The organism is Methanolinea sp., assembly GCA_016699325.1.
Lineage (GTDB): Archaea > Halobacteriota > Methanomicrobia > Methanomicrobiales > Methanospirillaceae > UBA9949.
The window spans coordinates 1,001,711-1,023,990 of sequence record CP064971.1; the positions used below are offsets into that span (position 1 = coordinate 1,001,711).

General features: G+C 56.9%; 19 protein-coding genes and 1 pseudogene. 9 read left to right on the plus strand and 11 right to left on the minus strand.

What is annotated here, in order from left to right:
- Positions 1-134: 134 nt before the first annotated feature.
- The gene (locus IPI71_05340; GenBank protein QQR70135.1) at positions 135-602 is read right to left on the minus strand and encodes a response regulator; all 468 of its coding nucleotides are present in this window, start codon (positions 600-602) and stop codon (positions 135-137) included.
- A 797-nt stretch (positions 603-1,399) separates the two neighbouring features.
- Here IPI71_05340 and IPI71_05345 point away from each other — a divergent pair.
- Entirely contained in the window at positions 1,400-3,901 is a 2,502-nt protein-coding gene (locus tag IPI71_05345; protein ID QQR70136.1) for a PAS domain S-box protein, read from the plus strand.
- Positions 3,902-3,917: 16 nt separating this feature from the next.
- On the opposite strand, the gene IPI71_05350 is transcribed toward IPI71_05345, so the two are convergent.
- Positions 3,918-4,409, minus strand: a complete 492-nt coding sequence (locus IPI71_05350; GenBank protein ID QQR70137.1) for a DUF367 family protein — start codon at positions 4,407-4,409, stop codon at positions 3,918-3,920.
- A gap of 368 nt (positions 4,410-4,777) precedes the next feature.
- On the opposite strand from IPI71_05350, the gene IPI71_05355 reads away from it, so the two are divergent.
- From IPI71_05355 to IPI71_05380, 6 genes and pseudogenes are all read left to right on the plus strand, one after another.
- Positions 4,778-5,635, plus strand: a complete 858-nt coding sequence (locus IPI71_05355; protein QQR70138.1) for a nucleoside 2-deoxyribosyltransferase — start codon at positions 4,778-4,780, stop codon at positions 5,633-5,635.
- A 34-nt stretch (positions 5,636-5,669) separates the two neighbouring features.
- On the plus strand, positions 5,670-6,632 hold the full coding sequence (locus IPI71_05360; GenBank protein ID QQR70139.1) for an elongation factor Tu: 963 nt from the start codon (positions 5,670-5,672) through the stop codon (positions 6,630-6,632).
- A 123-nt stretch (positions 6,633-6,755) separates the two neighbouring features.
- Entirely contained in the window at positions 6,756-7,328 is a 573-nt protein-coding gene (locus IPI71_05365; GenBank protein QQR70140.1) for a LemA family protein, read from the plus strand.
- 8 nt (positions 7,329-7,336) lie between these two features.
- Complete coding sequence (locus IPI71_05370; GenBank protein QQR70141.1) at positions 7,337-9,157, plus strand: DUF2207 domain-containing protein; 1,821 nt, start codon at positions 7,337-7,339, stop codon at positions 9,155-9,157.
- 78 nt (positions 9,158-9,235) lie between these two features.
- Positions 9,236-9,700 carry a DNA-binding protein gene (locus IPI71_05375; protein QQR70142.1) on the plus strand — a complete coding sequence of 155 codons (465 nt, stop codon included), beginning with the start codon at positions 9,236-9,238 and terminating at the stop codon, positions 9,698-9,700.
- Positions 9,700-11,564: pseudogene (locus IPI71_05380) on the plus strand (YgiQ family radical SAM protein). The gene IPI71_05375 and the pseudogene IPI71_05380 overlap by 1 nt, the downstream one beginning before the upstream one ends.
- 165 nt (positions 11,565-11,729) lie before the next feature.
- Here IPI71_05380 and IPI71_05385 read toward each other — a convergent pair.
- From IPI71_05385 to IPI71_05425, 9 genes are all read right to left on the minus strand, one after another.
- Positions 11,730-12,182 carry a carboxymuconolactone decarboxylase family protein gene (locus tag IPI71_05385; protein QQR70143.1) on the minus strand — a complete coding sequence of 151 codons (453 nt, stop codon included), beginning with the start codon at positions 12,180-12,182 and terminating at the stop codon, positions 11,730-11,732.
- Between the two features lie 359 nt (positions 12,183-12,541).
- The gene (locus IPI71_05390) at positions 12,542-13,480 is read right to left on the minus strand and encodes a methanogenesis marker 7 protein (GenBank protein ID QQR70144.1); all 939 of its coding nucleotides are present in this window, start codon (positions 13,478-13,480) and stop codon (positions 12,542-12,544) included.
- On the minus strand, positions 13,477-14,055 hold the full coding sequence (locus tag IPI71_05395) for a methanogenesis marker 17 protein (GenBank protein ID QQR70145.1): 579 nt from the start codon (positions 14,053-14,055) through the stop codon (positions 13,477-13,479). The genes IPI71_05390 and IPI71_05395 overlap by 4 nt, the downstream gene beginning before the upstream one ends.
- Positions 14,056-15,291 (minus strand): methanogenesis marker 15 protein, encoded by a 1,236-nt coding sequence (locus tag IPI71_05400; GenBank protein QQR70146.1) that lies wholly within the window; start codon positions 15,289-15,291, stop codon positions 14,056-14,058.
- Complete coding sequence (locus tag IPI71_05405; protein ID QQR70147.1) at positions 15,288-15,737, minus strand: methanogenesis marker 5 protein; 450 nt, start codon at positions 15,735-15,737, stop codon at positions 15,288-15,290. The genes IPI71_05400 and IPI71_05405 overlap by 4 nt, the downstream gene beginning before the upstream one ends.
- Position 15,738: 1 nt before the next feature.
- A complete protein-coding gene (locus IPI71_05410; GenBank protein QQR70148.1) occupies positions 15,739-16,197 on the minus strand; it encodes a methanogenesis marker 6 protein in 459 nt (152 codons plus the stop codon).
- Positions 16,194-17,726, minus strand: coding sequence for a methanogenesis marker 3 protein (locus tag IPI71_05415; GenBank protein QQR70149.1), 1,533 nt, complete (start codon positions 17,724-17,726; stop codon positions 16,194-16,196). Before IPI71_05415 ends, IPI71_05410 begins: the two co-directional genes overlap by 4 nt.
- Entirely contained in the window at positions 17,723-19,339 is a 1,617-nt protein-coding gene (gene atwA / locus IPI71_05420) for a methyl coenzyme M reductase system, component A2 (GenBank protein QQR70150.1), read from the minus strand. The genes IPI71_05415 and atwA overlap by 4 nt, the downstream gene beginning before the upstream one ends.
- 70 nt (positions 19,340-19,409) lie before the next feature.
- Positions 19,410-20,222: an HAD family hydrolase gene (locus IPI71_05425; GenBank protein ID QQR70151.1), complete on the minus strand. Its 813-nt coding sequence runs from the start codon at positions 20,220-20,222 to the stop codon at positions 19,410-19,412.
- A 55-nt stretch (positions 20,223-20,277) separates the two neighbouring features.
- Between IPI71_05425 and IPI71_05430 the strand changes: the two genes are divergently transcribed.
- Complete coding sequence (locus tag IPI71_05430; protein QQR70152.1) at positions 20,278-21,237, plus strand: ribose 1,5-bisphosphate isomerase; 960 nt, start codon at positions 20,278-20,280, stop codon at positions 21,235-21,237.
- 162 nt (positions 21,238-21,399) lie between these two features.
- Positions 21,400-22,218, plus strand: a complete 819-nt coding sequence (locus IPI71_05435; GenBank protein ID QQR70153.1) for a diaminopimelate epimerase — start codon at positions 21,400-21,402, stop codon at positions 22,216-22,218.
- Positions 22,219-22,280: the final 62 nt, after the last annotated feature.

The following is a 22,280-nucleotide window of genomic DNA, read 5'->3' on the forward strand; positions in this document are numbered from 1 at the left end:
TTCCCGGAAAGGTTGCGTGGCTCCACCCCGGGTTTCACCCTCTCCATTGGGGTGGCTGACGTCACCTCCCTCCGCCACGGTATCCCGACCTCGTTATTTGGGAACGGAGAAGATGTAACCGCCAGGAACAGCTTTCAGGTTTTCCAGTTTTTATCGTTATCAACCGGGGGCTGGTTGATGACCTGCCAGTAGAGCCCCATGTCACGGATAACATTGGCGAACTGGTCGAATTGGACTGGTTTGACAATGTAGCTGTTCACCCCCAGATTATAGCTCTCTATGATATCCCGCTCTTCCCGGGACGAGGTGAACACGACGACCGGAATCGACCGGGTCTGAGGATGTTCCTTGATTTTCCGGAGCACCTGGAGCCCGTCAACCTTGGGAAGTTTCAGGTCGAGGAGGACTACCTTGGGTTTCCCGGCAGCCTTACCATCATAGGGCCCGGTTCCAAATAGGTAATCCAGTGCCTCTTCCCCGTTCCACGCCACATGGATCCGGTCTCCGAGGTTGCACCACTGAAAGACATGGAGGATGAGCTCAACATCGTTGGGATTATCTTCTACAAGGAGTATCTCAGCGCCACTCCCCACGGAGTCCATGTATTGAACTTACCGGGGTTTGAGAAAAAGGTTGTCACCGGTTCCGGGAGAAGAATCGATCCAGATTGTGCCCCATGGCGATGAGGGAGCTCAAAGTTGTGGCAAGCCCTACTCCGGCATCTTGAGCGGGTATCTTTGTTAATTCGACTGATATCCTGAAGACTCTGGGGGAATACTTGTTATCGAATCCCGCCCCGCAATCCCAGGCATAACATACGGACTGCCCGTCCTTCTCAAAAGCCCCGGCCCCGTGTTCCGCAAACATCCCTGTTCCGGGTTTATCAGGGGGGCGTTAGAGAGGAAGAGAACAGGATCTGCATAACCGACGGCATTTCCCGGATACCCGGGTGTATTGCCCAGCCACACCTCCCGGCACGCAACCCATCGTTGCGCTTGCAGCGGTAAAAGAGACCGTATCGATGGGGAACCGGCTGAGTGGCTGCCGCCGCATCCGTGAAAAAGAGCATGGAGCATCTTTCGGTCTTGTTTCGAAGGAGTGTAGCAGTCTCCTGGCAATTGGTGCCTGGTAACGGTCAGGCCACCTAATGTGATGAACACGTCAATGATGGCAGCGGTGCTGATGGTGAGCAGGAGCAGAAAGAATGAAAACGACCTGTCCCTGATCGCCTGGGTCCCGGGAGCCTACAAGGATTGGAAAACAGGGCCCTCTCTTTTTTTTTTTAAAATCGCCTTGCTCCAGGTTCTTTTAGTATGCGACGTTTTAGGAAAAACAGTGCGGGAGCGGACAGTAACGCCGTGCAAATGTTTAATTGAACAGGAGATCATGATCGATTGCCATGATCCTGGACCAGGAGAAGATAACCCGTATCAAGCGACTGCTCAAGGTGAAACCCAAAGGGCTTACCATCTCTGAAATTTCCCATAACCTGAAGATCAACCGCAATTCCGTGGCAAAATACCTCGAGATCCTGCTCATCACCGGACATGTCGAGATGAAGATGTACGGGAATGCCAAAATGTACTATCTCTCAAACCGGGTGCCAATCTCATCGATGTTCAAGTTCGCCAATGAACTCATCCTGGTGCTCGACAGCGATATGCGGGTGGTCGAGGCAAATGATAACTTTTTCTCTTATTTCCCGGTACGGAAAGAAGACCTTATCGGCAGCATCATCTCCACCAGCCCCATCAACAGCGGGGACGGCTTCAGGCTGGACGATCTGGCCCGGTCGGCCATTGAGACCGGTGAAATCTCACATGAGATAGCTCTCACGCGGGATGGAACGGTTACATGCCTTTACGTCAAAGTCTTGCCAAGCGTTTTTGATGATGGTGCAACGGGCACTACGTTCCTCTTTGAAGATGTCACCGGAAAAAAAGAGGTCGAAGAACGCCTCAGGGTCAGTGAAGCAAAGTACCGGGCAATCGTGGAGAATCAAACCGAGATGGTGAACCGGTTTGACAAAGATCTGAACCTTCTGTTTGTAAATCCTGCAATTACCCGGTATTTTGGGCTGGAGGAAAAAGATCTGGTCGGGAAGTCCATACTCGATTCCATCCCTGCACAGGAGCGGGACCTTGTCGAGAGCCGGATAAGGAGCCTGACGCCCGGGAATCCTCTCTGCATCATCGAGCACCGGAGTTTCGATAAGAAGGAGGAGTGTCACTGGCATCAGTGGGCAATCCAGGCCCTGTTTAACGATCGGGGAATCCTGGTTGAGTACCAGGGGGTAGGCCGGGATATCACCGAGCAGAAAAAATCCGCAGAGGCGATCCTGATCAAGAACTTTGCGCTTGCGTCATCGTTGAATGGGATTGGTATTGCAGATCTTTCGGGAAACGTGACGTATGTCAACAGTGCATTCCTGGCCATGTTCGGTTACGACCACGAGGGCGATGTCCTGGGAAAGCCGATCCATATATTTTCTCACAGCGATGCAAAGGCCTCCGGAGACATCCTGGAGGTATGGAGATCGCTCAAGGAACGTGGCTGGTGGTCGGGTGAAGTTCTGGCCAGGACAAGGGGCGATAAAAGCTTCAATGCGATTCTCAATGCAAGTGTTGTACGTGACCCGTCAGGTGTCCCGCTCTGCATGATGGCTTCGTTTATTGATATATCTGATATCAAAAAAGCCCGGGAGGAGCTCAGGATGAAGGATACGGCTATCGAGACCTCGCTGACCTCGATGGCAATCTTCGACCGCGACTTCCGGTTGATCTATGCGAACAATTCCTGTTTATCGGAATTTAACCTCAGTTTCAACTCGATACAGGGGAAAATGGCCGCTGATATCATCTCACAGTTCGAGGAAATCGATCCCCCGCTTGATGAGGTTTTCTCTCTTATAAAAAAAGCAGGGAAATGGAGCGGCGAGATGTCCGTGACCATGCCGGGAGGGGAAAAAAAGCATTTCAACGCATCGATACGATGTTCCTTTGATGAAGCAGGGACGATTCTCTACACCCTTTTCTCCCTGGTAAACATCACCGAATTCCGGAACATCGAGACAGCGCTGAAGAGCTCCCGCCAGAAGCTGTCGGAAACAATCGAGTTCATGCCCGATCCCACGTACATTATCGATAAGGATCACCGGGTCATTGCCTGGAACCGGGCATTGGAGATATTGACCGGAGTGGAACGGGGCGAAGTGCTGGGTAAGAAGGATTTCCGGAATGCCTTCTCATTTTTCGGAGACGAACGCCCCGTTCTGGTCGATATCCTGGATCTCCCCCCTCACGAACTGGCGAACAAATACCCAAAGGTCCGCAGGTTCGGCGACAGCGTCTACATCGAGTCGTTCGTTTCAGCAATGAACGGCGGAAAAGGGGCGTTCCTGTGGGGGAAAGCATCAGCACTCACCGACCATGAAGGCCGATCGATCGGCGCCATTGAATCGATCCGTGACATCTCTGCCTGGAAACGGGCCCGGGAATCCCTCCGGAAGATGGATGCGACCGGGATAGCGGTCGCAACACCACTGGAAGAGGAAAAGCAGAAGGTCGAGACTCTCTCGCGGATGCGGCAGGAACTGGAATCGATCCTCGACCTGATGGAAGAGGCGGTCCTGCTCACCGATAAATCGGGAATGATCCTCTGGGCCAACGAACGGTTTGTAGAGCTGGTCAACGGAGATCGTCAAATCGTGCTGGGTGCCCCGCTCTCCACGTTCTTCCCTGCAGATGAAAGGCAGATACTTGCCTGCTCCCCTGGCGAGACCATGCTTCGCATAACCCTCATCCCCCTCACCGGGAACAGCGGTGTTCCCGTAGAAGCGCGGACTGCAGGCATACCCCTGGGAGATGAACGGGTAGTAATCCTCCAGAAGATTCCGTCCTGAAGTCCCCGGCTTCGGGCTAGAGATACTGGTTCTGGATACCGATAACCTCACTGCTGTCCCGGGCGCGTGCATAAAGGCCAAGCGGTTCTTCGTTCAGTTCGAGAAACCGCGGACCCCACTTCTGGGTAGCAAGCACCACGGCGGCCTGATCAGGTTCTCCGAGAATTACCAGAGCCGCCGCGAAGGCCTCGACAGAGGTGAGTTGCCAGGGCCTGCCGAAATTGATGGGATTGGCGGCGACCAGGAACGGGAGAGCACGGCGCCGTAAAAAACCCCGGATGGCACCTGTATCAAGAACCTCCCACGAGCAGTCGAGCACGGTCAGGGAGCGCGCAGGACGGTCTGCAGGAGAGAGGGCCTGCTCTGCGGTTGGATCGAGCAGGGTGGTTGTGCGGGGAATGCGGGAGATTTTCGAGAGTACCTTCACCAACCCGGAGCGTTCCATCCGCTTCACCGTACATTTCCGCGGATCACAGCTGTTATCGCGGAAGGCATAGAGAGGGATCATCATTCTCCGTTCACACAAGCTATGTGGCGATTATGAATCCATGAGGTTTGTTATGGCTGATTACCCCGGGAAGAATCCCTGGGGCGGGTCGGCGATTTTCTCTCCGACGGATGGTGCCAGGCGACGCGAAGCTTTCGCCAGCCCCTGATTCCCAACCGAAGAGTTATGACCACCGGGCAGGGAATGGAAGCCCGGGTTTTTATTACCGAGGCCCGGAGGGTTTCCTGGATGCTGGCATCGATTTCAGGAAGCCGGGAAGGTGATCGCAAGGGAAATTGCCAGAGGGATAGCTACCGTGAAGCCGGAATGTCCGTTAATGCTCTCCGGATCGGTGGAACTATCGCGCCTGGCAACGAGATAGTAGATCAATGTACGTCCTCCTCTCCCCCTGTATTCTCAATCCCGGCCTGAGGGCGCGGGGGATAACCCGTGAAGAAGATGTCGGGTGGTACTCGCGGGCCCTTGAACGGTGCCGGCGGTTCGGAATCGAAGCGGTCCCCCTTCCCTGCCCGGAAACCCTGTATCTTGGTCCCGATCGCGAGCCGGCCATGTTTCTTGACCAATTGAACACGCCTGAATTTTTTTGCCTGCTCGGGAACCTTGAAACAGAAGTCAGGTCGATTATCGATGAGCGGGGCCCCCCGCTCTGCATCATAGGTGTCAATTCATCCCCGGCCTGCGGGGTCGATGCAACATACTACGGACCCGCCGGATCGGCGAATGCAAAGAGATCGGGAAGGGGAGCCTTCCTCGCCCGGTTCCCGGAGATCCCGGCTCTTGACGTTGCAGATTTCGCGCGGTTCCGTCTCTACCTTGCCGCCCCCCTCTTCTCACGGGCAGAGAAGGAGTACAACATCAGCCTCTTTGAAACCCTCTCTGCCCACTTTTTCGAAGTTTACCTGCCCCAGGAAATCGGGGATGATACTCACCATCGCGACAGGGAGGCGCACCGTACGATTTTTGACCGGCACATTGCTGCTCTCGGGGAAACCGATATCGTGGTCGCGGTAATTGACGGGGCCGATGCCGATTCGGGAACGGCCTGGGAGATGGGGTATGCCTATGCACACGGGATTCCTGTCATCGCCATACGGACCGATTTCAGGATGGCGGGACAGTGCGAGCAGGTCAACCTCATGCTCGAACAATCCGCCCGCGTTGTCCGTTCGAACGAAGACCTCCTCGCAGCCCTCAAAGCCCCGCCGCTGCCGGAAGGCCGCACGTAAATACTGATATCTGCAGGCATCAGATACACTGGGCATGTCCAATATCACGGTCGCGGTTATCGGCCCGGAAGGATATGCAGGACACCTTGGAAAAAAGGGAACGACCTCCGATATTGCTTTTTATAATCAAAAGAAGGGCGAGCACACCGTTACCTTCGTGGAACCCGTGCGGTACCCGGATCGGCTCGCCTCCCTTTTTTTCTCCGTTTCCATGGCCCATCGTGCACTGCTTGTTGTCGATGAGATCGGCCCTGTATTTGGGGAATGCGTGGTGATGCTCGATTGTGCCGGTATCGGGAAAGGGATGCTCGTCCTCCGGAATTATATCACCCCTGAGAAGGTTGCTCCCCTTATCCAGGGGACGGTCGTTGAACACTACGATCTGGTGCCCGATGAACCGGTAAGGATCAGGGAATACCTGATCGGCGAAGCCGAAACGCTGCAGGAGAAGCCGGTGCATGGTGCAAAGGGGGCTGTGCCCGTTGACCATGCCTTTCCGGTCAAGGGTACCGGGGTGGTCGTTCTTGGCCAGGTGGTTTCCGGTACGATATCCCGTCACGATACCCTCCGCATATTCCCGACACAGAAGAAGGCACAGGTTCGTTCTATCCAGAAGCATGAGGACGATGCACAGTCTGCAGGGCCGGGAGACCGCGTCGGGCTTGCCTTGAAGGGAATCGAGGTCGGCGATCTCGATCGGGGGTGGGTGCTCTCTGCCAGCGAGTCCATCACCGCATCGGCAACACTCAGCGGGAGAGCAACACTTGTCCGGTTCTGGCCCTCGCCGTTGCGTCCGGGGATGGTTATCCATGTCGGTCATTGGATGCAGTTCCTTCCGGCAAGGGTTGCCTTCGTGGATAATTCGGGCGACTGGAAGCGGCCGCTCATCACGCTGCGGACCGATAAAGAACTCGTGTACTTCCCCCTGGACCGGGTTATCCTTCATTACCTCGATGGAGGAAAGCTTCGCGTGGCAGGGACCCTTAACCTGGATTGATCTCTTTTGTTTGAACATGCCTCAGGCACTTTACGTCCCGCATGCCGGTATCCCTCACGCAGCTCATGTCGTTTTTCGCGCAATCCTTTTTGCCGGGAAGGATCACCTCCTAAGCAGGTTCCTATGGCGCTTGGAAGTCTCATACCCTGGATTATCGGCGGAATCATCCTCCTTATCGTCATCGGGTTCATCCTCTACGCAGTGGGGATTTACAACCGGTTTTTCAGCCTGAAGAATTCATCGGAAGCAACTCTCGGCCAGATACGGGTTGCCATGAAGAAACGGCTGGACATGATCGACCAGCTCCTCGGGGCGGTGAAAAGCTATGCGAAGTTTGAGAAGGAGACCTTCGAGAAGGTCACGGCCATGCGGGCCAGTGTCGGATCAGCCGGTCCCGGGGATCTTACCGAGATCGAACGCGAGTCCCGGTCCATTCTCGGGAGGCTCTTTGCGGTAGCCGAAAATTACCCCGACCTCAAGACAAACACTACGGTACTGAGCCTGATGGATTCAGTGAAGGGCATCGAAGAGGAGATTGCCCGGCAGCGGTACACGTACAACAACATCTCGCAGCAGTACAATACCCTCCGCGATGTGATCCCCTCAAATATTGTGGCACGGCTGCTGGGCCTGGAGAAGCTTCCGTATCTCGAGTTTGAAGAAGCGATCAGCACCCCTCCCCGCATTGAATTTTAAGGTTTTGAATGGTTGACGAGAAGCGGCAGATAGCCCTGCTGGTTGCCGTGGCGTTCGGCATCGGGATCGCCGCCTGCGTCGTGGCGGTGGCGATACCGGGACTCATTGAAGGAAGCCTGGTGATCGCGGACTACCAGGCAGAGCTTGGAGAGGACGGGACGTTCATTGAACACTACACTTACGACTTGAAAACCGGGGGGAGTTACCGGATGCTCTTCCGGTACTGGGTCGACCCCCTTTCCATCGATCCGCTCAGCAGTCCGTACATCGGGTTTCAGGACATGGAGATCCCTCCGGGAACGATCGGGTATATCAAGGAGTATGATGGCACAGTGACACTGGTCGGAGGTGGCAGTCCGGAGCACGCTTCATTCATCCGCCGGATGGCCGAGGACAGTGAAGTAGGGATTTACAATCCATCCTATTTCCCATCCGGGCACTACGAGGTTACCTACCGATACGTCCTGCATCCTCCGCTGGAGCACGATGGCCGGGATGTGCACCTGAACCTTCGGCTGGTCGACAGGAATATCCCCTACCGCAATCTCGCCATCTCTGTGCCGGCGGGGTTCGCGGAGAAACTCTATCCTCACCCCCCTGCTCTCCGGGTAACAGGCCTGGGAGACCGTGCCGTTGTTACCGGGAGTATTGCTGCGGATGAAGGGCTCGGGATCGAGATGCTGCTCTCTTCACATGCACTGGAGACCATACCTGGATTCCCGGTCTTTGTCGATGGCGTAAGGGAAAGGACCGAAGCAGCCAATCCCTGGTATGCCACACTCCCCTCGCTCACTGCCCGTCTCCTGCAGGTCACCGGGTTTATTGCGGCCTTGATGACCCCCATCCTTCTCTTTGCGACCTATGTCCGGTACGGACGCGAGAAGGAGTTCGTTGTCCCTGAATACCTCTCAACAACACCCAATCCCCGGATGAAGCCCTGGGCAGTGAACCTGCTTTTTAAGGGAGATGCACAGGTTTTTGACCAGGACGGATATTACGCCACCCTCCTTGACCTCCACCGGAGGAAGGTCATCACCATCACCGAGGAATCCGGGGGAGCGAATATCCGGATCCGCCTGAATGCGGTATCATCCGATGATCGCTACGAACAGCGTGTACTGGCCTTCCTTTCGGAAATAGCACAGGATGGTACGGTGAGTTCTGCAGACCTCGAAATCCTTGCCAAGAATGCGAAGTCCGATCGGTCAGCGGAACGCCGCATACTCTCGTACCAGCGCGACCTTGCCATGGTGACCAGGAAGACTGACCCGGCACTCGTTGCACAGTACATTGTTGATGGGCGGGAACATCTCTTCCCGCTCCTCCTTGCCGGTATCGCATGCTGTGCCGTATCCCTCATACTGGTCATCGCCATCTCCGTGCTTGCAGCTGCACTTGTGCCAGCAGTCATACTCTTCGGTTCGGTCATCGTCCAGGCTGGTGTTGCCCTCGCCTTCCCGTCAACGCTCTTTGGCCACTGGAAGGATGAACGGTACCGCGAGAAGCTCGAGTGGGATGCCTTTGCCCGTTTCCTGTCTGATCTTGCCCTGATCCGGCAGTATTCCCCGGCAGATATCACCATGTGGGGTGAGTGGCTGATCTTCGGGACCGCTCTTGGCGTTGGTGACAAGGTGGAGAAGGCCATGAAGGAGCTCGATATCAGGATACCGGAGACCATCGCCCCGATCACCGCTCATGGCCTGCAGGCAGCGTTTGTCCCCGTGCTCTTCTTCTCGTCACCCTCCCAGGGAGGCGGCGGTGGAGGCTTCGGCGGTGGCGGTTTTGGAGGCGGAGGCGGTTTCGGAGGGGGAGGAGTCGGGGGGCGGTAACCCTTTCCGGCACCGCAGAGTGCCGTTACGGATCGGTTTATGTTTTGGAGAGCATGTAGGAGGATGGGAGTTTAGACCATGCGGTATTCTGAAGGGAGCCTTGGAAGGGTGTTCTTCGTCAGGGTGGATCATGGTGAAGACCTGCTTGAGACGCTCAGGAATTTTGTCAGGGCACAGGGTATCCATGCCGGAATAATCCAGTTCATCGGTGCCGTGGCAGAGGGAAGGATCGTCACCGGACCAGCACGGCCCGTCCTTCCTCCGGAACCCTCGCTGCAATCATTTTCAGGGGGATGGGATATCCTGGGCTTTGCAACCATCACTCCGGGCCCCCAGGGACCCCACCTCCATTACCATGCATCGGCCGGCAGGGGAACGGAAGCACTCACCGGCTGCCTCCGTGAAAAAGCCATGACATATATCGTTGTCGAAGCTGTGGTCATCGAGATACTCGGGACCACGATCCGGCGCCGCTACGATCCTGTAACGGGTATGGACCTGCCATTCCCGGACCTCCCTGATCGATCTGGAAGAAATCAATGATGCTTCCGCAGCCCGGGTTCTTACCTGTCTCACGTAAGGAAGGCCACAAACTCGGGATCGATGCGTTTGACATCATCATCGTTTCAGGGGACGCGTATGTAGATCACCCCTCGTTTGCTGCCGGGCTCATCGGGAGAGTGCTCTGGGAAGAAGGATATACGGTCGGCATCATACCCCAGCCGGACTGGAGGAACCCCGATGATTTCCGGGCGTTGGGCACCCCCCGCCTCTTCTTTGCCGTATCGGCCGGAAATGTCGATTCGATGGTGAATCACTACACTGCCCAGAAAAAACCGCGATCGACCGATACCTACTCTCCCGGGGGCAGGAGGAAGAGGCCCGACCGTGCCACACTGGTCTATTCTGACCGGCTGGATGCCCTCTTTCCGAAAACCCCGGTCATCATCGGGGGCATCGAGGCAAGCCTGCGGCGGTTTGCCCACTATGATTACTGGTCTGACCGGGTCCGCCAGTCTATCCTCGCCGATGCCCCGGCCGATATCCTGGTCTTTGGCATGGGTGAGCGGCCTCTCATCCAGATCTCTGAACGGCTGTCACATGGGGATCCAGTCGGTAAGATTACCGATGTCAGGGGAACGGCTATCCGGAAACCGGTGTCCAGCCCGTCCTTTCCAGGTGAGGCGGTAATTCTTCCCTCGTATTCTGAAGTCTCCAGGGACCGGGAGGCCTTTGCCGGGGCGTTCTTCCGGATCTCTTCAGAACAGGACCCTTTCAGGGGGCGGACCCTGGTCCAGCCCCACCCGAAATCGATTATCATCCAGAACCCGCCTGCTGTCCCGCTCAGTGCCGGTGAACTCGACCGGGTATACGAGCTGCCATTTTCCCGGAGAGCGTACCCCTCGTACCGGGAGCCTGTCCCGGCCCTCGAACCGGTCCGGTTCTCGGTGACGAGTCACCGGGGATGTTTCGGGAACTGTTCATTCTGTGCCCTTGCGCTGCACCAGGGCTGCATCATCACCAGCCGGAGCATACCGTCCGTGGTACGGGAGGTTACCCGGATGACCCGGATGCCGGGATGGAAAGGGATCGTGCAGGACATAGGTGGACCGACGGCGAACATGTACGGAATGTCCTGCAGGCGATGGGTGGAGCAGGGTACCTGCTCCCTGATCGCACCTGTGGTCCTGACTGCCCGAGCCTTGACAGAGATCCAGGAGCGTTCCTGGATCTCCTGCGAGCGGTGAGGGATATCCCCGGGGTCAGGAAGGTCTTTGTCGGGTCAGGGATCCGGTACGACCTCATCAGGGAGGACGATGGGGGATTCCTCGATGAGTTCTGCATCCACCATGTCTCCGGGCACCTCAAAGTTGCACCCGAGCACATCACCCGCAGGGTGACCGACCTGATGCGCAAGCCACCGTGTGCGGTATTCGAATCGTTCAGGATGCGGTTTGAGAAGCTCCAGGAAGGAAAGAAAAAGCGCCAGTACTTGCTGCCCTACCTGATGTCCGGTCACCCTGGCTGCACCATTGGGGACATGGTCGAGCTGGCTGAGTACCTGAGGGATACCGGTCTCCACACCGAGCAGGTGCAGGACTTCACCCCGACTCCCATGACCGCTTCAACCTGCATGTACTACACCGGTCTGCACCCGGAAACGCGGGAACCGGTCCATGTGCCGAAAGGCAGGGAGAAGAAGATCCAGCGGGCCCTGCTCCGGTTCCGGGACAGGAAGAACCGTAACCTTGTTGCCGAGGGGTTGCGCCGAGCAGGTAGGGAAGATCTCATCGGGAGTGCCTGGGTCTGCCTCATCCGGCAAAACCAGGGAGGTCCCGGGAGAGAACCCGCCCGGCAGGGAAAAAAATTCCAGGAGTCCCTTGAGAGAGACACGCATGCAGGGTGAAAATGCCGGGAGGCATATTCAAAACCAGCCACCCAGTGACCGCCATGCAGTCAGGCATGAAGAACGAGAATGGCGAAGCTGTTCTGGTACCGCATCCGTGGTCTTCATCAGGGGGCATGTGGCCTGACAGTCTCATGTTCACTTCATTCTGAAAAAGCCTTAATGCTACTCTTTTTTCTTCAGCTCGATGCCCGGGCCCTCGCAGGGGAAACACCGGGCCATCTTTTCGTCAAATATACGGTAGGCATTGGCCAGCACGGACGAGTTGGAGATCATTCCTGCGAGTAAAATAACCTCGAGGATCTCCTCCCTCGTCGCCCCTTTCTTTGCGGCGGCCTGCATGTGGTAGCTCGTACAGTGCGGGCATTTCAGAGCAGCTCCCGCGGCCAGGCTGATGAGTTCGACTAGCTTGGGATCCATGGCGCTGGTCCTGGTCACGGTCCCTTTGTACAGGAGATGGGATATCAGGACTTCGGGGCGCTCGGCCATCCGCTTGAAAATGAGGGGCGCCCGCCCATATTCGGCCTCGATATCCTGCATCCATTCCTCCGCGGTCCGCTCCCCGCCCTGCTCGCTGATGTGCCTGAGGCTCTGTTCAAAATCGGACAGATCGGACATAACACTTCTAGCTTTCGCCCTGGTCCCTTATGAATACGCTGAGGGGGCTTCCGGGGGAAGTGACCTCGCAAAATCTCCATCCTGCGGAGTTTTTTTTAAACACAGATTAGCCTTTGGGAATGCCGTGAACGACAGAATGAAAGGGAATGAAGCCCTGGTCAGGCTACCTTGAACTGGTTCCGGGCGGTGATGCACCAAAAAAGGACCAGCCCTGCTTACCCATCCACGAAAGGATATGGGCTGCACCTTATTTTCATGCTTTATGCCCGACCGCACGGTGGTCAGCGGTGGTTGGTATGAAAAACCACATCCGCGGTCTTCACCAGGGGGGCATGCGACCTGAAAGTCTCATGTGCGCTTCAGACCATGATATTGGTCTCGGAGAATGGCCTGATTCGGATGAGGATATAATCACGCATCCGTGAGGGAACGATATCTGCGATCTCACCGATCGTGATCCCTTCTTCGACGGGGATATCCCGAAGAACCCTGGCAAAGGTGTCATACGGAAGCTTCACCCTGAGTCCTGTCATCTGGACCGTGATCGGTGTAGGCGAAAGGACCTCATGGATCTCGTCCACCTGTTCAGAGATGACGTCCATCAGGCGCGCCGGGGAAACTGAAGGGGGATCCTTGGCAATCTCGTCCCGCTTCCGGTCAAGGACACGGGTGATCTCATTCACGACATCATCGAGCTTTGCAAGTTCTTCAGACTCCTTGGTCCGGTGCATGAACCGGCCGACGTTCCCGATATACCCGTCAACCGGGGGATCGATGATCCGCTGCAGCGCTTCCCGTGACGGCCCCCCGCATACAACAATCGGGACGTTGATTCCCCGCCGCAGAACCGGAAATTTTTGCTTGATGCAGGTCTCAAAGTCCCCGAGAAGGTAGACAGCGAGGTCGTGCTCGTTGATCACATCGCGCTCTTCGTCATTCAGCTGGGCGATGCGTTTCCCAAACCCCCGGGCGAGACCGACCATGTTGGTCTTTGCCCCAAATCTACGGATATACTCGGCGATATCGCAGGAAGCATGGGGGAGGTGGTGGATCTCAAGGCTCATGGTGACCACGGCGATCTCTGTCCCAACCAGTGGCGACGGGGTAAGCTCACCGGTCAGGGGCTTGGCGATTGCGGTGATCAGCGCGATGTCTTCCTTTGGCACCAGGGCCTGGAGCACGACTTCCTGGGCAAGGACGTGCTTCTGGATGATGTAGCCTCCTAGATCCTCGATGAGATCGATTATCTCGCTGTGCCGGTAAATCCCTCCCTTGTAGGTGACCGGTACAAGGTTCACAGGTGCTCCCCCATCATGGCAAATTTCGCCCGGACCAGGTCCTCGATATCTTCCGGCAGGGTGTCCTCACTGGCAACCAGGTAAAACTTACCGTCACCGTACCATTGTCGGCGAACCTTGAAACCTTCCGGCTGGATGACCATGAGGGCATAAATGAGATCCTTGTACATGGACTCGCTGGGGTCGACGACAGGAATATCCTCGATCTCGGCATCCGATTCGCCAATAGGCAGCACGATGGTGAACCGGTCGGGTTGCGAGACGTTCTCCTTGCCATACCGTTTCCACAGGATCTGCAGGAGCGGTGCAAGGTAGGTCTCATCTCCGATGGAAATGGTCACTTTCTGCTTTGTTACGGCCACATCGGCGAAATCGCGAATTCGCACAATCCCGGGAAGCTTCCTGGTGACGCCGACAGCGACAAAAATTGGCACTCCCGGGTCGATGAATATGTGGAGTTTCCGGATCACCCGAAGGAGGTTGTGATCGAGGAGCACTACATCGGCAATCCTCCGGTAGTAATTCCCCCCGGTCTCTTCGGTGCTTTCCACCTCGAAATACTCAACTGCTTCCATCTAGCGATCCTTGATAAACCCTGAAGCCAGCAGGGCAGACCCCACAGCACCGATATATTGTGAGTGGTGGGGAACAACGATATCCGTCTGCAGCAGGTCACCCATTGCCCGGACAAGCCCCTGGATCAGGGACGTGCCTCCGACCATGATTACCGGCTCCTTGATGTCAACTTCCTGTAGCTGCTGCTCGAAAACCTGTTCTGCGACACTGTGACAGGCAGCGGCAGCAACATCTTCCTGAGAGCTCCCTGCAGCCAGGGCATTGACCAGGCTCTGGGTCCCGAACACGATGCAGTAACTGTTCATGGGGACCATGGTCGACATGCCTTTCATGGCAAGCGGGCCGAGCTCGGTGATATCCACACCGAGGCGTTTTGCCGTCATCTCGAGGAACCGGCCGCTCGCCCCTGCACAGATTCCGCCCATGGTGAATGTCCCCGGTATACCGTCCTGCACACTGATGGCCTTGTTGTCCATGCCGCCTATATCGATGACCGTTGACGGGCCGTGCTGGGAATCTGCCAGGTATACAGCCCCCTTGGAATTGACGGTGAGCTCTTCCTGGATGAGGTTTGCACCGATCTTTTCACCGACGAGAAACCGTCCGTATCCCGTGGTCCCGACGGCCTGGATCTCGTCACGGGATACCCCAGCCTCGTTCAATGCCAGTTCGATGACATCTTCTGCACTTTTCAGGACGGCGGTCGTGGGAAGCCATCCTGTTCCGATAATCTGGTTGTCCCGCATCACTATCGCCTTGGTGGTGCTCGACCCGCTGTCCACACCGAGCGTGAGTCCTTCCTGGACTTCCCTGGCAAGTAGTGCTCTTCTCCGGGCGATGGTTGTGAGGGCTTCCATCCGGGTAAGCAGGGTGCCGGCGGTTGTCCGCTCGGTGAAGGAATAGCTGACCACCGGGAGCCGCGAGTTCTCGTGGATGTAGCGTCGCAGTTCGTTCCGGACGATTGCCGCCTCGGCGCACCGGAAACAGGTAGCGATAAATACGGCATCAGCATCTACGGTCCCCTCCACGAGAGCCCGTGCACGGGCGATCGCGAGTTTCAGGTCCGGGCTTCTCACATCGAGGCCGAACAAATCGAACCCTGACCGGATATCCTTCAGGGTGATATCCGGAAAGAATATCTCGGCGTCTACCGACCGTGCAGCCTCCGCGATCTCGTTTTGAACCCCGCTGTATTCAGGCCCGCAGGAGAGCTGGGCGATGCGGACTTTGCTCATGAGCCGCCTCCAGGTAGCTCCTGCAGGAATTTCCTGATCGCGGCCACGAACTCGATCCCCTCATCGTCGCTCCGGGGATACCTGAGGTCGAGGATGGGGATTTCCCGTTTCCTTAACAGGAACTGGATCAGCTCATTCGTCCGCGCACATCCCATACAGCCAAAGGAGAAATCGGCATCGTGGATGATGACTGCCGCCTGCGCCTCTTCAATCATCGGGCCGTAGAGGGACATCCGCCCCCTCACCCCGGACGGGACCTCCACCGCCGCATACTTCAACCCTTTCTTCGGGTCCTCGGGAGTGATCTGCAGAGGGGGGGATTCGAGCCCCGGTGTCTGGATCTTTTCGCGTATCTGCAAAGCCGCGGAGAGCGGCTGATGGCCGAACCGCGCCACCAGGTCCGAGAGTATGAGGCTGGTTGTCGGATAAATGAACACCTTTGCCATGTCAGGGCTCCTGTGATGTGATGATCTCCTGAAGTCTCCTTGCATCAAGCTTGGACGGACCGGCGGATACAGGCGGGTGGACCGGAGCATCCGCATCCCTTCGCGGGAGCTCCTCGATCCCCCTCGAGATATGCCGTATCAGAGAGATCTCGAACTCGTGTCCGTAGTAGCCAGGCCGCGCCCCACCAAGGTTTGCCCGGCACCTCCGGGGATCGCCCGGGGGAAACCCCCGGTCCTTGACAAAGATATGCGAGGGGTCCAACGTCCTGAGGCGGGCGATGATCCTATCCACGTCCTCCGGGCGACCGGTGATCTGGAGGCCAAAACAGGTCTCCTTGATCATGACACCCTGGGAGATCTCGTAGGCCCGGATCGCGAGATCCGCCGGTGTCATATCCGGGGATTCAACAAACACGTATTTCGTGACCGTGCCCACATACTTCGGCATGTATTCCTTCATTTCCCCGCCTCACGTATGAATACCGTTTCTTTCTCCTGGTACTCTTTGAGTTTTTCTGGTTCGAGAACGCGCCCGATGACATTGGTGCCTTCGAACGGTTCCGAGGTTGGTCCGAATTCGCTGTTGTCGGTGGTCCGGACACCCACCAGCCCTGATCCCCTTCTCGAATCGTTGGTGATGGCGAGAGTTGTGGCAGGGACCGTGTCGCTGGGAACATTCTCGGGGATGATCTTCACACCCCGTGGGATGGCAGGCTTGAAGAGGTACACATCTTCAAACTGGAAGAAAAAAGGGAGCCTGCCCACCCGGTGCTGGTTGAGCCCGGTCAGCTTGCGGAAGATATCGCAGGATACCGGGGCATGGATATCATCGAGCGATATGTCGATTACCCTGTCAAACGGGACTGTGGCAAGCTCGACCGAGCGGGCATACAGGCTCTCGAGTGTTGTGGCAGGGCTCTGGTCTACGACCACCCGTTCTCCTTCGCTGCTGTCAATGGTGAGGGCTATTCCCCGCTCCCGGGCAATTCCCTGCGCTTCTGCGAGAGGCTTGCCGACCAGGTCGAACCGCTCAGGCTCTGTCCTCACGCACAGAATATCGCCCTCCCGGGCGAGCCGGGCGAGTTCGATACCGTGAGTCACCTGCCCAACCGCCGTATGCGCCGGGGATGCGGGGATATCCCCGGTATAGATGTAGATTCCGCCCCTGTTTTTTCCCCGTGTTCTGATGGTAACGAGCCCTTCACGGCGCGGGAGGCGAAGCTCCTGCGGTAAATCGGTCTCGATCCTGGAAAAGTCGGCGATGTGAGTGCTTCCCGAGCGGTTCACGGTGAACAGGCCCTCCCGGAGCGCTATGAGGAGGTGCTCGACGCTTTCGGCCGTGGTGGTATCGATTCCCAAAGCCGAGAACCCCTGGGCACTGATTGCCACCCCGGTCACGACCTCCATACCGTTTTCGAGCACGAGGTTGCGATCCGTTGTCGTAAAGGACCGGGTGGTGTCGGCCCAGCTGATAACCTGCTCGATCCGGGTGATAGCATCCCCCGTGGCCCAGCGATCGAGCACTCCCAGCCCACTGACCACCCTTCCGATTACTCCACCGTCAACCCCTGCGCCAAAGTCGGCCGTGTGCCGCATCTTGGAAAAGATCAGGTACGAGCGTTTTGGATCATACCCGCCGCAACCGAGGATGACATCACCCCGCTCGTAGAGGTGGGGTGCCCGTTCCGGGCGAACGGTACTTGAAAAGGGGCCGAATGCCGCTGCATACCGGTCGTGCCAGTGCAGCGAGTACGATTGCAAAAACAGCGGGCCGGCGAAGATATCCACCCCTTCACCGGAAGGCTCAATGGTTATCTCTCCCTGTGTGGTGGTAACCAGGTAGCTGGATGTGCGTGCCGATTCCCGGGAGGGAGGGCGGATGACCGCCACACTGCACCGCGGATCCCGGTCAGGGATGACCGTCCCCAATCGCTTCTCACCCTCGATCTCGAGCTTCTCTCCATCGAGATGGATGGTGATGACGGTCATTCCTTCACGTCAACCTTCCCCATGATCTCTCGTTCGTCCTCGGATAGAATTGACAGGACATCCTCGGTCTTCCCGATTTCAATGATCTTGCCTCCCCGCATCAGGGCCAGCCGGTCACAGATGTCCTTGACGAAGTCCATGTCATGCGAAACAACGATAAAGGTCTCATCCATTTCGTCGCGTGCATGGAGGATGGAGTGCTTTACATCGATCTTGGTCAGGGGGTCCATGGTCCCTGTGGGTTCGTCGAGGATGATAAGTCTCGGTTCCCTGATGAGCACCTGGGCGAGGGCCACCCGGTGACGCTCCCCTTCGGAGAGCTGGCCGGGATACCGTTCCAGGATCTCCCTGCTTTTTACATCGGTAAACCCTGCCATCCGGAGGGTCAGTATGGCCTTTCGCATGGCAAGCTCCTTGGGGAATTCGAGGCCTATGGCATCGGTGAGGTTGTCGAGAACAGTCCGGTGGGGATAGAGGTCGTATTCCTGGTGAAGCAGCCCGATATACCCCTTCGCCCGTCCGCGGTTCTCGATACCAGGCTTTGTCATGTCCACCAGGTCATCTCCGATCCTGATGTTCATTTCACCGGACGTGGGTTCGATGATCCCGGCAATGATGCGGGAGAGCGTGGTCTTTCCGGCGCCACTCTTGCCGATGATGCCGAAGATCTCCCGCGCTGCCACATCAAAGGTTACTCCGTTCACGGCCTTTACAACACCGCGATCAACGGAGATGTAGCGCTTGTAGACATCGCGGGCAACGAGAATATTATCTCCGAGTTCCGGGGTTTCGTAGTCTTCGGAATCGGACAGCCCTGCCATAAACGTGGAGATGATTTCTGCCGGGCTCCCAAGTCCGACAATCCTGCCGTCTTCAAGGAGCATCGCACGGTCGGCCACGTCTTCAATGACCTGCGAGAAGTGAGAGGTAACAACCATTCCCATGTTATTGGTATTTGCTGCCTCGGTCAGCATGGTATGGACGAGGTGGGCGGTCTGGGGGTCGAGGGTCCCGGTCGGCTCATCGGCAAACAGGAGGAACGGCTCCTTTGCAAGCTGCCGGGCAAGCACCACCCGTTGTTTCTCGCCTCCGGAGAGGTCCCGGGCAATGTGCATCATCCTGTGGGAGAGACGGACCTGGTCGAGGAGGTCTGCAGCGCGGCTGATACACTTCTCCTGGGGATACTCGATATCATCCAGGGCATGGATGACATTCTCGATCACCCGGTCATTTCCATATAGCGCAAACGTCCGCTGGAACATGATTGCCGTGCTCCGCATGATCCGGCGCTTCATGTGGCTGTTGGCATCGTCCCATAAATCCACGTCCTGCGCCGTCATCATGCCACTACAACGTGGGCACGGGCTTCCGGCAGCACTCCCGAAGCCCACAAATTCACAGGAATCGCAGGCGGCGATATGGTATATGATGGATCCCGACGTAGGTGGTTGTTCCACGCCCCGAATCAGATGCATCAGGACTGTCTTTCCCGACCCGCTCCGCCCAATGATCCCGAGGACTTCACCCTCCCCTATCTTAAAAGAAATATTATCAAGGACCCTTTTACCGTCAAAGTCCATGCAGAGATTTTCAACCGTGATCAGTGGCTTCATTCCTCTCCTCTCATATCCTAATGTTGCATTCAGGGCATATTACTTTTTATATAAAGACAATACTCCGTGGCTAGGCTCTTACGAGGTTTTTCACGATTTCGACCACATCCCTGACATTTTTCACGATGTAGTGAGCGGCAGTATAGAGCTCCTCAGGTTTATCTCCCGATTGCTGCTCCGTAAGAATTGCCACATCTGCCCGTTTCATGGCACAGAGGTCGTTGATACCGTCTCCCACCATCACCACCCTGTCATATTCTCCCTGGAGATCGGCGATGATCTGGGCTTTTACCGTGGGGGTTGCCACCCCGTACACCCGATCACGGGGGATTCCCAGGTAATCGGCCATCTTCTCGAGTTTGGCAACCCTGTCACCGGAAGCGATAAAGGTCGGGATCCCAAGCCTGTGGAGTTCACGAACCGTTTCATGCGCCCCCTCAAACGGTCTTCCTCCCGTGGTGACCGTGAACTCGATCGATTGGTCGGCCATGTTCAGGATCACTCCGCTGTTGAGGGTGACTACCGCTTCACGCTTGCAGACTGCCCAGACATTCCTGATGCAGTCCTGGACGTCTCCGATTGTTGCTCTCTTGTCGGTATACAACACATCTCCAATCTCGTCCGCCGTGGTGATCTTCCGGGTGCAGCTGATGCCAAACCCGGCATGCTGAGAGATGAGATACGATGAAAGGAGAATGGACGGATCTGCCGCTATGACCTCCCGCGAATGGACATGGATGACGATAAGGACGCGTTCCGGTGAGCTGAATGTCAGGGTGACGGTCTCTATCCCGGGGAGGAGCTTTTGCCTGGCGATATCCTTTGCCACACGGTAGGTATGAAGGAGCGTCCCGGCACTGTCGAATACAACGGCAATTGACATGGATCATCCCGCAAAGTTCTTTGGTACGGATTGGAATGTTATGATCAGGAGGGCTATGACCCTATCTGTTACCGCAGAGAAAATAAAGAAGATGGAAATCCGGGGCGCGGGCAGGATTGCACGTGCAGCAGTTTCTGCCCTGCAGGATCATGCGAACCGTGTTCCTGCCGATGACCTCCCGGGATTCAGAGCGGCGGTCCAGCAGGCCGCCGATGTTCTTCTGGCTACGAGGCCGACTGCAGTCTCTCTCCCGAACGCGATCCACATGGTAATGGGCTCGCTTTCCTGCGATTCCGGTTCGGTGGCAGAAGCAAAGGAACAGTTTTCGGCAGCCTGCACCCGCTTCATTACCACATCGGAGAATGCGGTTGACAGGATCGGGACCATCGGGGCGCGGCATATCCGGGACGGGGACGTGGTGCTTACGCACTGCAATTCTGAAGCCGCTCTCGCCTGCCTTATAGAGGCGCATCGCAATGGCACCCGGTTCGAAGTTATTGCAACCGAGGTTCGGCCCCGGAACCAGGGGCATCTCACCATCAGGACCCTTCACGATGCGGAAATTCCGACCAGTTTCATAGTCGATTCCGCAGCCCGCTACTTCATGAAGGAGATCGATCTCGTGGTGGTCGGGGCTGATGCCGTCACGGTCAATGGGGCGGTGGTCAACAAGATCGGGACATCAATGATCGCACTGGCGGCACACGAATCGCGGACATCGGTGATGGTCGCTGCAGAGACCTACAAGTTTGCCCCCCGGACAATTCTTGGCGAATACATCGAGATCGAAGAACGGGAAAGTGCCGAGGTGCTTCCCGCAGAGATCGCTTTTGCTCTTCCCCGGGTCAGGGTACGGAACCCGGCCTTTGACGTCACCCCTCCCGGGTATGTTGACCTGATCGTGACCGAAGAAGGAGCAATCCCTCCCCAGATGGCCTACCTCATAATCAGGGACTTTCTGGGCTGGGAGATCGGGGAGTTCTCCGGAGCTTCTCCTGCAGGGGGCCGGCTGTGACCGGGAGACAGGTGCCCAACAGGCCGGGACGTATCCGGCAGGAGGCAGCCCGAACCCGCCTGATGCACCTTCCAAAAAGAGAATAAGGCAGGTGCCCAAACGGTTACGGACGATGCCCGGGAACAGAGCCGATGATTCGGAAAAACCGGAGAGGAAGATGGTATGGAACTTGAATTCGCAAAGTTACATGGAAACGGGAACGATTTTATCCTGATTGACGAATACGGGCGCCAGTACATCCCCGACGACATGAAAGCCCAGTTTGCCGCCCTCTACTGCGACCGGCATTTCGGCATCGGGGGTGACGGGGTGCTCTACCTCCAGCGATCAGAGCAGGCCGATCTCCGGATGCGGCTCTTCCAGCCGGATGAGAGCGAGGCCGAGATGTGCGGAAATGGTATCCGCTGCTTTGCAAAGTTTGCTTTCGATGCCGGGTATGTTGGAGCGACCTGTTCGGTCGAGACCATGGCAGGGGTTATCCACGTGGAGATGGGCTACGAAGACGACACCTTCATGGCTTCCATCGATATGCCAGAACCGAAGTTCGATCGCAGGGACATCCCGGCAACCGGGGAAGGGGAGTATCGTGAAACCATCGAAGGACAGGAAGTGTTCGCCGTAAACACCGGTGTGCCCCATGCGGTCGTATTCGTGCAGGACACCGATGCCCTCAACCTGGAAAAGGCCGGTCCCCCCATCCGTCACCACGCGACATTTACCAGGGGGGCAAATGTCAACTTCGTGCAGAGGATGGGTAATAATGCCCTGAAGGTCCGGACATTCGAACGAGGTGTCGAGGAAGAGACGCTCTCCTGCGGGACGGGAGCGACGGCCGCTGCAGCCGTTGCCCACCACCTCGGGTTCGTCACCTCTCCGGTCACGGTCGAGACGCCGGGTGGCCCGCTCATCGTTCAATTGGGTGAAGCAACCCGGACAAAAGGCCCTGCAACCACGGTGTTTCTGGGAGTCATCAGTTTCTGACCGGGCTTCCCGTTCTTTGGCGGTGATACGTCCCGCCAGATATCTTCTCCGGTCCCGGGAAG